The organism is Nonomuraea sp. NPDC003201 (genome assembly GCF_053590415.1).
Genome location: NZ_JBSFTC010000279.1, coordinates 1 through 14,752, shown reverse-complemented (window position 1 = coordinate 14,752; position 14,752 = coordinate 1). Strand labels below are relative to the sequence as shown.

At 72.8% G+C, this 14,752-nt stretch carries 12 protein-coding genes; 3 read left to right on the top strand and 9 right to left on the bottom strand.

Annotated features, from left to right (window positions below; genetic code table 11):
- On the top strand, positions 1-2,366 hold a 2,366-nt coding region (locus ACWDX9_RS49335), incomplete at its 5' end, for an ATP-binding protein (RefSeq protein ID WP_449968051.1).
- Between the two features lie 15 nt (positions 2,367-2,381).
- Here the strand turns inward: ACWDX9_RS49335 and ACWDX9_RS49330 are convergent.
- From ACWDX9_RS49330 to ACWDX9_RS49295, 8 genes are all read right to left on the bottom strand, one after another.
- Complete coding sequence (locus ACWDX9_RS49330; RefSeq protein ID WP_449968048.1) at positions 2,382-3,125, bottom strand: SDR family NAD(P)-dependent oxidoreductase; 744 nt, start codon at positions 3,123-3,125, stop codon at positions 2,382-2,384.
- 26 nt (positions 3,126-3,151) lie between these two features.
- Positions 3,152-4,414 carry a sensor histidine kinase gene (locus ACWDX9_RS49325; protein WP_449968044.1) on the bottom strand — a complete coding sequence of 421 codons (1,263 nt, stop codon included), beginning with the start codon at positions 4,412-4,414 and terminating at the stop codon, positions 3,152-3,154.
- Positions 4,411-5,088 (bottom strand): response regulator transcription factor, encoded by a 678-nt coding sequence (locus ACWDX9_RS49320; RefSeq protein ID WP_364257338.1) that lies wholly within the window; start codon positions 5,086-5,088, stop codon positions 4,411-4,413. Before ACWDX9_RS49320 ends, ACWDX9_RS49325 begins: the two co-directional genes overlap by 4 nt.
- Positions 5,089-5,181: 93 nt before the next feature.
- A complete protein-coding gene (locus ACWDX9_RS49315) occupies positions 5,182-6,498 on the bottom strand; it encodes a cation:proton antiporter (RefSeq protein ID WP_449968040.1) in 1,317 nt (438 codons plus the stop codon).
- Positions 6,495-7,817, bottom strand: a complete 1,323-nt coding sequence (locus ACWDX9_RS49310; RefSeq protein WP_449968037.1) for a cytochrome P450 — start codon at positions 7,815-7,817, stop codon at positions 6,495-6,497. The genes ACWDX9_RS49315 and ACWDX9_RS49310 overlap by 4 nt, the downstream gene beginning before the upstream one ends.
- Positions 7,811-8,854, bottom strand: a complete 1,044-nt coding sequence (locus tag ACWDX9_RS49305; protein ID WP_449968035.1) for an alpha-hydroxy acid oxidase — start codon at positions 8,852-8,854, stop codon at positions 7,811-7,813. Before ACWDX9_RS49305 ends, ACWDX9_RS49310 begins: the two co-directional genes overlap by 7 nt.
- Positions 8,854-10,413, bottom strand: coding sequence for an NAD(P)-binding domain-containing protein (locus tag ACWDX9_RS49300; RefSeq protein ID WP_449968032.1), 1,560 nt, complete (start codon positions 10,411-10,413; stop codon positions 8,854-8,856). Before ACWDX9_RS49300 ends, ACWDX9_RS49305 begins: the two co-directional genes overlap by 1 nt.
- A 39-nt stretch (positions 10,414-10,452) precedes the next feature.
- Entirely contained in the window at positions 10,453-11,982 is a 1,530-nt protein-coding gene (locus ACWDX9_RS49295) for a class I adenylate-forming enzyme family protein (protein ID WP_449968028.1), read from the bottom strand.
- A 97-nt stretch (positions 11,983-12,079) separates the two neighbouring features.
- Between ACWDX9_RS49295 and ACWDX9_RS49290 the strand changes: the two genes are divergently transcribed.
- Together ACWDX9_RS49290 and ACWDX9_RS49285 are read left to right on the top strand one after the other, a co-directional pair.
- Complete coding sequence (locus ACWDX9_RS49290; RefSeq protein WP_449968026.1) at positions 12,080-12,766, top strand: sulfotransferase family protein; 687 nt, start codon at positions 12,080-12,082, stop codon at positions 12,764-12,766.
- A gap of 82 nt (positions 12,767-12,848) precedes the next feature.
- Positions 12,849-14,189 carry a hypothetical protein gene (locus ACWDX9_RS49285; protein WP_449968024.1) on the top strand — a complete coding sequence of 447 codons (1,341 nt, stop codon included), beginning with the start codon at positions 12,849-12,851 and terminating at the stop codon, positions 14,187-14,189.
- Positions 14,190-14,204: 15 nt separating this feature from the next.
- Here ACWDX9_RS49285 and ACWDX9_RS49280 read toward each other — a convergent pair.
- On the bottom strand, positions 14,205-14,752 hold a 548-nt coding region (locus tag ACWDX9_RS49280), incomplete at its 5' end, for an LLM class flavin-dependent oxidoreductase (RefSeq protein WP_449968022.1).

Here is a 14,752-nt window from a genome sequence, read left to right as displayed (position 1 = left end):
GCGTCGACCAGCAGTGCGGCCAGCTCGTCCGCCTGGCGCCCTCGCTGGCCGCTCCCCCGCTGTCGCTGGAGGTGCCGCCGGCCACCGAGCCCGTGTCCGAGCGCTACCAGCTGATGGCGGCGGCCCGCACGCTGATCGAGCGCCTGACCACCGTGCGGCCGGTGCTGCTGGTGATCGACGACCTGCAGTGGGCGACGCTGGAGTCGCTGCAGATGCTCAACGCCCTCATGTGGGACGCCGAGGCCCTGCCGCTGCTGGTCCTGGCCACCTCGCGGCCCCTGCCTGTCGGCTCGCCCGCCGAGTCGGCCCTGCCGGAGCTGCACAAGCTGACGGCCGACAGCCGCACGATCGAGGTGCCCTCCTTCGGGCTGGACGAGGTCTCCCACGCGCTGGCGGAGGTGCGCGGCGGCGGCGACTCCGAGCTGCTGCACCGGATCACCGGCGGCAACGCGTTCCTGGTCAGCGAGGTGGTCAGGGAGCTGGCCGCGGGCAAGGAGCTCGACGGGCTGACCGTGCCCGACTCGGTGACGCGGATGGTCATGGCCCGGCTCTCGCAGCTCCACCCGGACGCCAGAGACCTGGTCAACCTGCTGGCCGTCGGCGAGCGCATGGAGTCGGCCGAGCTGCGGGCGGGGCTGGGGCTCGACGAGGCCCGGTTCGTGGCCGCGGTGGAGGAGGCCATGGGCGCCGGCCTGGTGACCATGTCGGACGGCGGGTCCTGCCGGTTCTCCCACGAGCTGACCAGGACCGCCCTCTACGCCAAGCTGTCCGCGCCGCGGGCGGGGCTGCTGCACGGCAAGGTCGCCGACGCGCTGTGCCGGACCGACCCGCACGCCATGGAGACCCGGCCGTACGTCGTGGCCACCCACCTGCTGGCCGCCGCCGGGCACGGCCGCGACCCGGCCCGGGTCAGCGCGGCGGCGGACGCGGCCGTGCACGCGGCGCAGTACGCGCTGGCCGGGCTGGCGCACCGCGAGGCGGTCACCTGGTACCAGCGGGTGCTCGACCTGCTGGCGGACTTCCCCGGCGCCACGCTGGAGCGGCGCGCGGAGCTGCTGGTGGAGTGCGGCCGGGCCATGTGGCTGGCCGGCGACCCCGACGCCAGGCAGACCCTCGTACGGGCGGCCGACCTGGCCAGGCAGTGCGAGCGCTCCGACCTGATCGTGATCGCGGCGCTGGGCGGCGACCGGGGCTTCTCCACCATCTCGGCGGCCCCCGACCAGCAGCGCATCGCGCTGCTGACCGAGGCGCGCAAGCTGGTCGACTCCACCGACCTGAGCACCCGGGCGCTGCTGGCGGCCCAGCTCGCCTCCGAGCTCATCTGGGCGCCCGACGGCGAGCGGCGCTTCGCGCTGAGCGACGAGGCCGTGGCCCTGGCCCGCAAGTCGGGCGATCCGCGCACGCTCGCCAGCGTGCTGGGACAGCGCAGCCTGACGATCATCCCCGCCGACCCGCTGCACCAGCGCCACCGCGACGGCGACGAGATGCTGGAGGCGGCCCGCCGCACGGGCGACGACCTGGCGCTGTTCCACGCGTACGTGCAGCGCACTCCCCCGGTGCTCGACGGCGGCGACGTGACCAGGGCCGCGATGCTGCTCGGCGAGGCCGACGAGCTGGCGCGCCGGCTGGCCCAGCCGCACCTCAACTGGCTGATCGGCTACTCCAGGGCCGGCCTGACGCTGATGCAGGGCGACCTGGCGCAGGCCGAGTCGGAGGCGCAGGCGGCCCTGCGGCTGGGCTCGGAGATCGGCCGCCGCCTGGAGGCCGTGGCCATCTACTCGTCGCAGATCGCCGAGATCCGGCGGCTGCAGGGGCGGCTGTGGGAGCTGCGCGACCGCTATCGCCGTGCCGCCCAGGCGCCGCGCGTCGACCCGGTGCACGCGATCCTGCGGTATCTGTGCGAGATGGCCGACGAGGAGGCCGCGCCCCTGCTCGACCGCATCCTGGCCGACGGCGGCGCCACACCGCCCCGCAACATGGCCCACCGGCCCGCCCTGGACAACCTCGCCGTGGCCGCCTCCCGCCTGGGGCGGGCGGAGCTGGCCGAGCAGCTGTACGGCTCGCTGGCCGCCGACGGGCAGACGTTCGGCCACGGCGCGGTGGCCCACCACTGCGGGCACCACTACCTGGCGCACCTGTGCATCGCGACGGGCTCACCGCAGCGGGCGGCCGAGCACTTCGAGGCCGCGGCCGAGATGCACGAGCGGCGGGGGGTGCCGCTCATGCTGGCGGAGTCGCTGCTCGACTGGGCCGACCTGCTGGACGGGGGCGAGGTGAGCGGGCCGAAGCCGGCCGACCTGCGCAAGTGGTGCGCCTCGCTGCTGCCGGGCCGCGGCGCGATCCTGCTGGAGCGGCGGCTGCGCTGACCCCGTCCGACGGGGTCAGCGCAGGTAGGAGGCGCCGTTGAGGTCGAGCACGGCGCCGCTGGCCCATTCGGCGGCCGGGGAGGCCAGGTAGACGACGGCCGCCGCGATCTCCTCCGGCCGCGCCACCCGCCCGAACGGGCTCTGCGCCCGGATCGCGTCTCCCCCGGGCCCCGTGAGGAACTCGGTCGTCATGTCCGTCTCGACGAAGCCGGGCGCCACGGCCGCCACCGCGATCCCGCGCGGGGCGAGCGAGATGGCCAGCGACTGGCCCAGCGCGTTCAGCCCCGCCTTGCTCGCCCCGTAGGCGGGGCTGTCCGGCTCGCCGCGGAAGGCGCCGCGCGAGGAGACGTTGATCACGCGGCCGCCGGCGGGCATGTGCTGGACGGCGCACCAGATGACGTTGGCCGTCCCCACCAGATTGATGTCGAGCGTGCGCCGCCAGGCGCTCTGCCACTCCTCGTACGACAGCTCCGCGAGGGGATGGTGGAAGTAGGTGGCGGCGTTGTTGACCAGCACCTCGATCCCTCCCAGGGCATCGGCCGCCGCGTCCACCATGCCGCGCACCGCCTCGGGATCGGCCAGGTCGCCCCGCACGATCGTGTGCCCCTGGCCGGGCAGCTCCGCCAGCAGGTCCTGCGCCTCCTTCGCGGAGTCCCGGTGATGGATCGCGACCCGATCGCCCTGCGCGGCGAAGGCCGCCGCGACCGCCCGCCCGATACCCCTCGACGCACCTGTGACAAGAACTCCACGCCCGCTCATGTCGCCGCACGCTAGCAGGTGTCCGCTCAGAGGCGGCGTTCGGGCTCCCGGGCCGGTGGCGCCCACAGGGGTGGGGCGGCGGCGGGGCCGGCCGGCAGGCTGACGGTGAAGGTGGCGCCGGCGCCCGGGCGGCCGTCCGCGGTGATGGTGCCGTGGTGGCCCTCCACCACCTCCCGTACGAGCGCCAGCCCGAGCCCGAAGCCGCCTCCCACGAACCGGGCGAAAAGGCGTTCGGTGTGCGCCGGGTCGAAGCCCACCCCGTCGTCGCGCACGGTCAGCCGGACCAGGTCGCGGTCCCGGGTCAGGGTCACCCAGATGTGGCCGCCCGCGCGCGTGTGACCCAGCGCGTTGTCCAGCAGGGCCGAGACCACGCGGCGCAGCGCGGACTCGACTCCGCGCACCACGTGATCGCCAGGCCCCTCGCACCGGGCCTCGATCGTCACCCCCTTGGCCGCCGCGCGGGCGCCCTCGGCCACGGCCAGCTCGGAGGCCAGCATCGCGAGGTCGACGGGCGCGAACGGCCGGCGCGACTGCTGGAACCGGGCCGACTGGAGCAGGTCCTCGACCACCTCGCCCAGCTGCCTGGTGCCGGTCACGAGCTGGTCCACCTCGTCGATGAGCAGGATCGGGTCCGTGCCGCCCCGCAGCCGGCGGGACAGGAGCTGGGCGCGGGTGTGCAGTCGGGTCAGCGGGCTGCGCAGCTCGTGGCTGACGTCGGCGGCGAAGCGGCGCTGTCGGGCCAGGGCCTCGCCGAGCGGCGCGATGGCGCGGCGGGAGATGACCTGGCCCACCAGCAGCGCGGCCAGCAGGCCGCCGATCTCCGCGCCGCCGAGCGTGCGCAGCAGCCGCTGGCGTTCGGCCTCCTGGTAGCGCAGGTCCAGCGCCGCCTGGAAGGTGTCGTCGCCGCGCCGCTGGGTGCGGATGAGGTACGCGTGCCCGTCCACCCGGACCTCCTCGACCCTGGGCGGCAGCCCGGCGGCGACCTGGTCCATGGGAGTGCGTACCGGCAGCGCCTGCGGCGCGCCCGGGGAGCTCTCCACGGTGCCGTCGGACCGCAGCAGGTAGAGCCAGACGCAGGGAGGAGGGTGGGCGATGGGGGCGCGCTGCACGGCGGCGGTCAGGTCGCGCCGCGCGGAGTCGGCCTGCTGGTGCAGCATGACGCAGTAGACCAGCACCCCGGCCAGGGCCAGGACCAGGGAGATCGCGCCGGCCACCTGCGCGGTGAGGCGCCGGCGGGCCCGCTTCAGCAGCCGCCGCTCGAGCTCCGACCCCCGCCCCGCCGGGCTCATAACTCACCCAGGCGGTAGCCCACGCCCCGCACGGTGTACACGACCCCGGATCCCAGCTTGTTGCGCAGGTAGTAGACGTACGTGTCCACGATCGATTCCTTCTTGGCGCCGTCGAAGACCCGCTGCCGGAGCGACGTGCGGGTGTGCACCTGCCGCGGGCGCGCCGCCAGGGCGCTGAGCAGCCGGCACTCCTGTCCCGACAGCTCGACCTGCTCCCCGCTGGGCAGCCGGACGATGTGCGACTCGGAGTCCAGCCAGCCCGCGCCGAGCGGCAGCAGCGTGGCCTGGTCGAGGTTCCTGCGGTGCAGGGCCCGCACCCTGGCCAGCAGCTCGTCGATCTCGAACGGCTTGACCAGGTAGTCCTCCGCACCCGCGTCCAGCCCGGCGACCCGGTCGGCGACCGAGCCGAAGGCGGTCAGCACCAGCACGGGGGTGGTGACCGCCTGCCGTCGCAGCCGCCGCATGAGGTCGATGCCGTCGAGCGACGGCAGGCCGCGATCGATGATCAGCACGTCGTACGAGCGGCTCAGCCCCAGATGCAGCCCGCGCTGCCCCTCCAGAGCCAGATCGACCGTGTACCCCTCCTCGGTGAACAGGTCGACGAGCATGCGCCCCAGTTCGCGGTCATCCTCGATGACCAGCAGCCGACGGGCTGTACCCGGTGTTCCAGCCACCAGACCACGGATACACCACGTCCAGGGGGATTACCAGGTCCACTCGGGCATTGGTTGATCGAGAACCACGCGCACCACGGTTCACCTGCGCGATCACGATGGATTGGACCTGACCAGCTCCGAAACTTCCGCAACCTTGGTCCGGGTCTCCAGGCGCTCGGGCAGCGCCAGCTTGTAGAGGGGCAGCGCGCCGGCCGTGGTGAGGATGGCCACGAGCACCAGCATCGCGAAGAGCTCCTGGTTGATCATGCCCTGGGCCAGGCCGATGTTGATGAAGATGAGGATCATCAGGCCGCGGGCGTTCATGAGCGCCCCCACCGCGTACGACTCCCGCCAGCCGAACCCCATCCCCCGCATCGCCAGCGCGCACCCGAAGTACTTGCCGGCGAACCCGGCGAGCAGGATCAGCCCGAACGCCAGCAGCATGGCGCCGCCCGCGATGCCCCCGAGGTGGGTGTTCAGCCCCGAGAAGGTGAAGAACGTGGGCAGCAGCAGCGTCGAGACGATCTCCATCATCCGGCGGTGCAGCGCCTCGCGGAACTTGGGGTCGCGGGGCATGGCCAGGCCGGCGAGGAAGCCGCCGAAGACCGAGTAGACGCCGATCCAGTCCGTCAGCCAGCCGGCCGTCAGCGGCACGAGGACGACGACGTACATGCCGGTGGCGCCGAGGTGGCCGGTGCGGGCCACGGTCGCGCCCAGGGGGCGCAGCAGGGGGGCGACCACCTTGAGCATCACGACGGCGAACACCGCGGTCAGGCCGATGGTGGGCAGAGCGTCGCCGGCGCCGGTGCCGAGGTGCATGGCCGACAGGACGGCCAGGATGCACCAGGCCAGGGCGTCGTCGATGGAGGCGGCGATGAGGGTGAGCCGGCCGACCGGGGCATTCTCCAGGCCGCGCTCGTACAGGATCCTGGCCAGCATGGGGAACGCGGTCAGCGACAGCGCCCCGCCGACGAACAGGGCGAACTGGAAGGGGCTGACGTCCGGCAGCGAGAGCAGGTCGTACAGGAGCAGGCCCGCGCCGAAGCCGAGCAGCAGCGAGGGGACGATCCCCGAGACGGCCAGCGCGGACGCCTTGCGGACCTCGCCGGGCGTGCGCCCGCTGTGGTCGAGCCCCGCCCCGACCAGGAACATGTAGAGCGTCAGGCCGATGGTGCTCAGCACGTACAGGACCGGCCTGACGTCCTTCGGGAACAGGGCCGCCTGCGCGTCGGGGAAGAGCCAGCCGAAGAACGTCGGGCCCAGGAGCACGCCGGCGACCATCTCGCCGAGCACGCGCGGCTGCATCACCAATTGCGCCAGCCGGCCGCAGATCGCCGCGACGATCAGGATCACGACGAGGGCGGGCAGGACCTTGAGTATGAGGGCGAGGTTCGGATCGGGAGACGTGACGTGGGCCAGTACGGTCATGTTCGGTTCTCCGCTGGGTGATCGAAGTGGATCTCGCAGAGCCGTTGCCGGCGGGCGTCCCAGACCATGTAGGTGCCGAGGACGAGTTGCACGAGGCTGCGCCAGACGTCCTCCCAGCGGTCGCGGACCCGCATGAGGACGAGCGCGGCGCGGGGCGGGGACACGTGCGGCGGGGTGAGCAGGCACGGCCCCCGGTTCGGCAGGGACCGGGTGTGGGCGGCCGAGGAGTGCAGGGCGTGGCGGTGCAGGATCTCCCGCGCCGCGACCCGCATCGCGATCGGCGCCAGCCGCCAGGCCGGGCAGGGGCGGTTGGCGGCGACGCCGAACGGGATGTGGTTGAGCTCTTTGACGGGCCGGTCGAAGCGGCCCGGGTCGAAGCGGTCCGGATCGGCGAACCCGGCGCGGTGGAACTCGGGATAGTCGAAGCAGAGCACCGACCCGGCAGGGATCGCGGTGCGCTCGCCGAGCGGGATCTCGCCGGTGGTGATGCGGTGGGCGATGCCGAAGAGCGGGTAGAGCCGCAGCGTCTCGGAGATCACCTGGTCGAGGTAGCGGTCGTCCCCCGTGCGGGCCCGCTCCTGCGCTTCCGGATGCTGCGCGAGGACCATCAGCAGGTGGGCCATGGCCTCCGACAGCTGGACGACGGCGGTGTTGAAGAAGGCGCCCTGGAGGTAGAACGCCTGCTCCTGGGGTGACAGGCCGGCGGGGAGCGGGATCCGCACGCGTGACAGGCGGCCGAGCAGGTAGCGGGTCAGGCGGTGGCGGCGTTCCATGTGCCGCAGGCCGGTGCACTTGAGCGAGGTGACCACGTCGTTCGCGTTGCCCACGATCAGGTCGCGGGCCTCGCGCGGGCACGGCTCGGCGAACACCAGCTCGTAGGAGAACTCGGCCCACAGCGGCATCGTCAGGTCGCGCAGCCGCACCAGCCCCCGCGCGTCCGCCAGCGTGCGGGCGGCGCAGCGGAGCGTGAGCTCCTCGGCCTCGTCGCGCGGCACGGAGAGCAGCCCGCGCGTCGCCTTGGCCACCGCGTCGTACCGCTCGCCCGCCTCCAGGTGCTCCTGGTGCATCTCGGGGCCGGGCGACAGCCAGTACCAGAACAGGTCCGACAGCGCGGCGCCCCTGCTGCGCCCGCCGGCGGCCGGGTGCGAGTAGACCTCCCTGAAGCGGTCGACGCCCACGAGGTCGCCGGGGACGGGGATGCCCTCGTCCCCGTTGATCCGGTTGAAGACGCGTACGCGCAGCGCCACGACCCTCGCCGGCAGCCACCACGGCAGGCTCGCCACGACCGCCAGGGCCAGGATGATCAGCGTGATCAGCATGGCCGCCGCACCATGCCCGGGTCGAGGTCGCCGATCGACGCGCAGCCGCACAGCGTGAGCGCGTGCTCGACCTCCGCGCGCAACCGGCCGAGCACGCGGGCCACTCCCCGCTCGCCGTCCGCGGCCAGCCCCCAGATCACCGGGCGGCCGACGGCGACCGCCGCGGCGCCGAGCGCCAGCGCCTTCAGCACGTCCGTGCCGCGCCGGATCCCGCCGTCCAGCAGCACGGGAACGGCCCCGCCGACGGCCGCGGCGATGTCCGGCAGCAGGTCGATCGAGGCGGGTACGGTGTCGAGCTGCCGCCCGCCGTGGTTCGAGACCATGATCGCCGAAACGCCGTGGTCGAGCGCGATCCGGGCGTCGCCGGGATGCGTGACGCCCTTGACCACGATCGGCAGCGCGGTCATCTCCCGGAGCCGGTCGAGGTGCTCCCACGACAGCTCGGGCGACATGAGGATCGGGCGCACCCGGTCGCCGTCGCGCAGGTTCTCGCAGCACAGGTGTTCGGGCAGGTCGTGGAAGCCGTTGCGCAGGTCGCGCTCGCGCCGGCCGAGCACGGGCGAGTCCACGGTGACGACCAGCGCCTTGCAGCCGGCCGCCTCGGCGCGCCGCACGACGGTCTCGGTGAAGGCCAGGTCCGGCTGCACGTACAGCTGGAACCAGAGCTCGGCGCCGGGCGCGGCGGCCGCGACCTCCTCGATCGCGACGGTGGCGGCCATGCTCACGATCATGATCGTCTCGGCGACGGCGGCCGCTCGGGCGGTGGCCCGCTCGCCCTCCGGGTCGGCGAGGCGGTGGAACGCGGTCGGCGCCACCAGCACGGGCATGGCGGCGTGGCTGCCGAGCAGGGTGAGGCCGGTCTCCAGCTTGGCCGCGCCGCGCAGCACCCTGGGCAGCAGGCCGATCCGGGCGAACGCGGCCTCGTTCGCGCGCACGGTGACCTCGTCACCTGCCCCGCCGGCGAAGTAGTCGTAGTGCGCGGGGTCGAGGCGGGCGCGGGCCTCGGCCTCGAACTCGCGCAGGCTCCACCGCTCCATCAGACCGGTACGGACGTCAACTGCGCGGCGAAGAAGGCCCGGAGGGGCTCGACGTGGATCTCCTTGGAGGTCCACTCGTTCTCGAGGTTCTCGGTGATGTGGTGGGCGACCGGGGGCCGGCCGGGCACGTGGTGGCGGACGACGGGGTGGAGGTAGTGGCCCTCGTGCGCCCGGACCGAGTCGCTCTGGCGGATCCGGCCCACCTCGACGTCGAAGGGGTCGATCTTGTCGTGATCCGGCCCGTAGTCCAGGGTGATCGTGAAGTGGCCGTGGTCGCCGATCGGCGGTCCCTGCAGGTCGTACGGCAGCTCCTCCAGGTAGCGGGCGGTGTCCCCGTCGGGCACGATGACGTCGGCCAGCAGCCCGAACTGCTGCCACAGCGCCGAGGTGCGGTTGACCCGCTCGATGACCGCCGCCGCGAGCGCCGCCGGGTCGGCGGGCAGCACCGTGGCGGGCCAGGGGACATCGTGGTAGCGGGACTCCAGGACGCGGTGCAGCGCGCGCACGCCGTACCGGAAGCCGTGGATGAAGCCGCTGGTGCCGTGCTTGAAGTCGCGCGACTGGGTGATCGTGCCGGCGAAGTAGAGGTCCGGCACGTTGACGGACTCGTAGGCCGGGGTGAGCGACGGGAACCTGTCGTTGATCACCAGCTCGGGGCGGCAGTCGTCGCCGAAGATCGAGCCGTCGAAGCGGAAGCCGGTGCAGAGGATCACGCTGTCGTACGGGATGTCCTTGGTGATCTCGTCGACGCGGACGAAGGAGACCGTCACCAGGTACGTGCCGTCCGGCCTGCGCTCGACGCGCTTGACGTCGCCGTCGAGGATCGCGTTCTGGGACTTGAGCTGGTACGTGTCCAGCAGGCCGTTGTTGACCGCCCGCAGGTGGCCGACGTAATGGGTGCGCCAGGCCATGCGGACCGAGCGCGGGCCCGCCACGTGGATGACCGCGGCGGTCTCCATCAGGTTGTCGGCCGTCTCGAAGGCCGAGTTGCCCTTGCCGATGACGAGCACGCGCCGGTTGACGTAGTCGGCCGGATCGATGGAGTGGGTGCCGTACAGGTCGGCCGTCTCGATGCCCGCGATGGGCGGGATGTTGGGCTTGGTGACGCCGGTCGCGACGATGACCCGCTTCGCCTCGTACGTGCGCCCGGTCTCGTCCGTCACCCGGAACGACGCGCCGGGCCGGTCCACGCGGACCACCCGGGAGTCGTAGGCGACGCGCAGGCCGCGCTTCTGGGCGAAGTCGGCCAGGTAGCGGACCATGTCGTCGGCGTGCGGGAAGTACCGGTCGCTGTAACGGGTGAACAGCAGGTCGGGGTCGTCGGACAGCAGCGAGTTCCAGTCCATCCGGAGGTTGAGCTCGGGGTCGTCCCATCCGGTGTACTTCTTGTTGATCGAGATCAGCGTGCGATGGCGCGGGTGAGTGCGGAAGAACTGGCCCGGCGCGGGACCCGCCTCGAGGATCAGGTAGTCCCGCCCCTGCTCGTGCAGGAAATACCCCAGCTGCAGACCCGCGGGGCCCGCGCCGATCACCAGGTAGTCCAGGGTCTTGTCCGGCACTGAAGCCTCCGCCACAACGATGTGATTGAACGGACAACCTCAGTGTTGGCGGGCAATTCTCAGAATTTGCTCAGAGAGGGCGCGTTTGTCGGGCTTGCCGCTGGTGGCGAGGGGGACCGCGGGGACGATCGTGATCGTCCGGGGGACGCTGTCCTCGCCGAGCCGCGCGCGTACCAGTGCCCTCAGCGCGCCCCGGTCCGGGGTCCGGCCCGCGGCCGGGACGACGAACGCGTGCACGGCCTCGCCCGTGTCCTCGTCCGGGGCGCCCACCACGTACGCCTCGTCCACGCCGGGGTGATCGGTCAGCGCGCGCTCGATCGGGCCCGCGTACACCACCATGGCGTTGACCATGATCACGTCGCGGGAGCGGCCGGCCAGGTGGAGGAAGCCGTCCCCGTCCATATGGCCGAGGTCGCGGGTGCGCAGCCAGCCGTCCTTCAGGATCTCGCGGGTCTCCTCCTCGTCGCCCCAGTAACCCCGCATCAGGTACGGGCCGCGTACGTGGATCTCGCCCGTCACGCCCGGGGGCAGCTCGGCGTCGTGCTCGTCGCGCACGCTGATCTCGACCCCGGGATGCGGGCGGCCGACGGGCTCCAGCACGCCGGCGGCGATGTGGTCGGGGGTGAGCATGGCGATGTTGCCCGCCTCGGTCTGGCCGTAGCCCTGGTAGACGACCGGGCCGAGCCTCTCGGCGGCCTCGGCCAGCCGCCGCGCGCTGATGGGCGACCCCGAGACCATCAGCGCCCGCAAGCTACTCACATCCACCTTGTCCAGAAATTTCTGCATCTGGAAGAGCCGGGGCACGGTGATGATCGAGCCGGTGATCCGGTGGCGCTCGATCGCGTACGGGAACATCGGCCGCCCGTCGTCCTCCGGGATCACCGCCGTGCCGCCGCCGAGCAGGCACGGCGCCACGAACTCCATCACGACCATGCTGGCCAGCGTGCCGAACAGCAGGTACCGCTCGAAGGCCCCGGCGAGCCCGGCCGCGACGGGCGACCATACACGCGGCTGCCACGCCCAGTGCTCGCCGAGCGCCCGGTACGTGATCGCGCACCCCTTCGGGCGGCCGGTGCTGCCGCTGGTGAAGGTCAGGGCCGCCACGTCGTCGGGGCGGGCGGTCACGGTCAGCGGCCGTCCGTCGTCGGGGTGGGCCAGCAGGTCGCCGGCGCCCGTACAGGGGCCCAGGGACAGCGTCGGCCGGCCGGGGAGGTGACGGGCCGCGGCGCGGCGCAGGTCGGGGGTCGCGGTCGTGGAGTCCACCAGCAGGGCGTCGATCCCCATCCCCAGCACGTGGGCGAGCTGCCCCTCCGGATAGCCGGGCCGGATGCCGACGACCCGGCAGCCCAGCGTGTGCGCGGCCATGTGGGCGGCGAACGCCTCCGGCGTGACGGCCGTGCGCACCGCGACGGCCCGCCCAGGACCCAGGCCCGCGGCGCGCATCGCGCCCGCCAGCCGCCGGATCAGCTCCAGCAGCTCGCCCCGGGAGAGCGTCCTGTCGCCGTGCTCGAAGGCCGGGCGGTCCGGGGCGTCGCGCAGCGCGTCGAGCAGAGGCTGCGGGAAGGGCATGTGCGCCTCCTCCGTGCTTTCATATTTCCGGATTTATCGCGACATTAGACGGCACAGATCAGAGACCCATCAGAGACGTGCAGGTGGTGAGCGCGACGTGAAAGTGATCGGCGCGGGCTTCGGGCGCACGGGCACGCGGTCGCTCAAGGCGGCCCTCGAGATCCTGGGCTTCGGCCCCTGCTACCACATGTCGACGGTCATCGCGGAGCCGTACCGCGTCCGGCAGTGGCTCGACGTCGGGGAGGGCCGCTCCCGCGACTGGGACACGCTGTTCACCGGCTTCCGGTCGGCGCTCGACTGGCCCGCCTCCGCGTACTGGCGCGAGCTGGCCGGGCACTACCCGGAGGCCAAGGTCGTCCTGACCGTCCGCGACCCCGCCCGCTGGTACGACAGCGTCAGCGAGACCATCTTCCGCAGCGCCCTGGAGGAGCGCCGGCTCCCCCTGCGCCGCCGGGTGACCCGCCGGCTGGTGGCCCGCCGCGCGCCGGACTTCGCCCTCTACCCGCGCATGGCCAGGGCGACCGTCATGGACCGCGTCTTCGGCGGCCGCATCGACGACCGCGACCACGTCCTCGACGTCTACGAACGGCACGCGGCCGAGGTGCGGGCGGCGATCCCGGCGGAACGGCTGCTGGTGTTCGAGGTGCGGGACGGGTGGGAGCCCCTGTGCGCGTTCCTCGGCGTGCCCGTGCCGGAGGCGCCGTTCCCGCAGGTCAACGAGCGGGCCGCGTTCCGCGCGAAACGGCCGCGCCGGCTCCTTCAGCTGATCGTGCGCGGCCGCTGACGGCCCCCGGCTCGCCCGCACGATCGGCCGAGTGTTCCCGAACGCCATCCAGGAAGATCACGAATGCGTAGGGTGGCATGGCATGAACCTGGACCTTTCCGACTACCGCGCCAACCTGGCGTCCGCGTCCCCGGAACGTGCCTGGAAATCCCTGCGCGAGCTCGCGCTCCGCGGACAGGGCGACGCGCTCGCGCTGGCCGCGGAGTTCGCGGAGATCGCCGCTCCGTCGTCCGAGAAGCTGCTCAGGCTGTGGCCCCAGACGCTCGACCCCGACGCCTTCGCCGAGCACCTGCTCGCCCCCGCCTTCGACGACGAGGGCCGTACCGAGCTGGAGCTGCGCCGGCGTGACTCGCTCACCGGGCTGCGCCACCTGACGATCCTGCGGACGCTGGTCCTCGACCACTGCAAGAGCCTCACCGACCTGTCCGAGCTCGCCGCGCTGACCGAGCTGCGCGAGCTCAAGCTGGACGGCTGCGCGGCCGTCAGCGACCTGCGGCCGCTCGCCGGGCTCGTCGGCCTTGAGGTGCTCGAGGTCACCAGCTCCCCCGCGGTGTCCGACGTCTCCCCGCTGCTCGGCCTGCGCAACCTGCGCCGGCTCAGCCTGCGCAGCAGCGGGGTGACCGGTGTCGAGGGGTTCGGCGAGGCGTTCCCGTACCTGGACTGGCTCGGTCTCGACAACTGCCGGTTCATCGAGGACATCCGGCCGCTGTCCGGGCTGCGCCGGCTGACCGAACTGGACGTGAGCCGTACCAAGATCACAAGCATCGACGGCCTGTACGGCCTCGACTCCGTCACCGAGCTGCACATGCACTGCGCCCGCCTGACCAGCCTCGACGGCATCGCCGCCATGCCCGCGCTCGAACGGGCGTATCTCAGCGGCTGCACGAAGCTGAAGAGCCTCGACGGCCTCGGCCACCACCCCCGCCTGACGAACCTCGGCCTGCCCAGCGCGCCGCTCCCCGACCTGCGACCGCTGTCGCGGTTGCCCGCCCTGACCGGGATCACCATCGACAACTTCACCAAGCTCACCTCGCTCGACGGGCTCGAAGGACACCCGTCGATCAGCGAGGTGTACCTGGCCTACACCGACCTCATGACGGACTTCTCCGCGCTCGCGCGCATGCCCGCCCTGCGCACCCTGACCCTGCAGGGGCTGGACCACCTCTCCGACCTCAGCCCGTTCGCGGGGCTGCTGAACCTGGAGGAGCTCTACGTCGCCTGCACCGGCCGCCTGACCACCCTGGACGGGCTCGAGCGCCTGCTCTCCCTGCGCGCCCTGCACCTCTACGACTGCGGCTCGCTGAGCGACCTGGGAGAGGTCGGCGGCTTCCCGTCGCTCAAGGAGGTCACCGTGAGCAGCTGCCCGGCCCTGCCGCCCGACCTCCTGTCCGACCTGCGCGCCCGTGGCCTGCTCAGCGACTGACCTCAGCGACTGAACTCAGCGACTGAACTCGGCGGCGGCTCGGGCCGACGTGGTGATGAGCTCGTCGGCGACCCACCGCGCGACGCCGGCCGGGTAGGGCGCCGACAGTCCGAGGACGATGTGCCGGAAGCCGGCGTCGAGCGCCTCGCCGATCGCGTCCCGGGTGATGTCGGGCTGGTCGTAGGAGACCGGCAGGTGGATCGAGCGGATGATCGAGGCGGGGTCGCGGCCGAGCTCGGTGCAGTAGCGGTCCAGCAGCCGGCTGCGGCGGACGACGTCGTCGATGTCGCCGCCGGGGATGTTCCACAGGTCGGCGTGCTCGGCGGCCACGCGCAGCGTCGGGCCCGAGCGCCCGCCGATGAGGATGGGCGGGTGAGGGCGCTGGACGGGCTTGGGGTTGCAGAACGCCCCGGTTAGCCGGACGTAGGTGCCGTGGAAGTCGAACGGTTCGTCCTCGGTCCACAGCCGCCGGATCACCGTGCACGCCTCCGCGAGGCTGCCCGCGGCGTGCGCGGCGTCGTGGAAGGGCAGGCCGTGCGCGTCGTACTCGCGCCGGGCCGAGG

Coding starts and splice junctions, on each gene's coding strand:
- ACWDX9_RS49330 (WP_449968048.1), bottom strand. CDS start 3,125: ATGAGCGGGCGTGGAGTTCTTGTCACAGGTGCGTCGAGGGGTATCGGG.
- ACWDX9_RS49325 (WP_449968044.1), bottom strand. CDS start 4,414: ATGAGCCCGGCGGGGCGGGGGTCGGAGCTCGAGCGGCGGCTGCTGAAG.
- ACWDX9_RS49315 (WP_449968040.1), bottom strand. CDS start 6,498: ATGACCGTACTGGCCCACGTCACGTCTCCCGATCCGAACCTCGCCCTC.
- ACWDX9_RS49310 (WP_449968037.1), bottom strand. CDS start 7,817: ATGCTGATCACGCTGATCATCCTGGCCCTGGCGGTCGTGGCGAGCCTG.
- ACWDX9_RS49305 (WP_449968035.1), bottom strand. CDS start 8,854: ATGGAGCGGTGGAGCCTGCGCGAGTTCGAGGCCGAGGCCCGCGCCCGC.
- ACWDX9_RS49295 (WP_449968028.1), bottom strand. CDS start 11,982: ATGCCCTTCCCGCAGCCTCTGCTCGACGCGCTGCGCGACGCCCCGGAC.
- ACWDX9_RS49285 (WP_449968024.1), top strand. CDS start 12,849: ATGAACCTGGACCTTTCCGACTACCGCGCCAACCTGGCGTCCGCGTCC.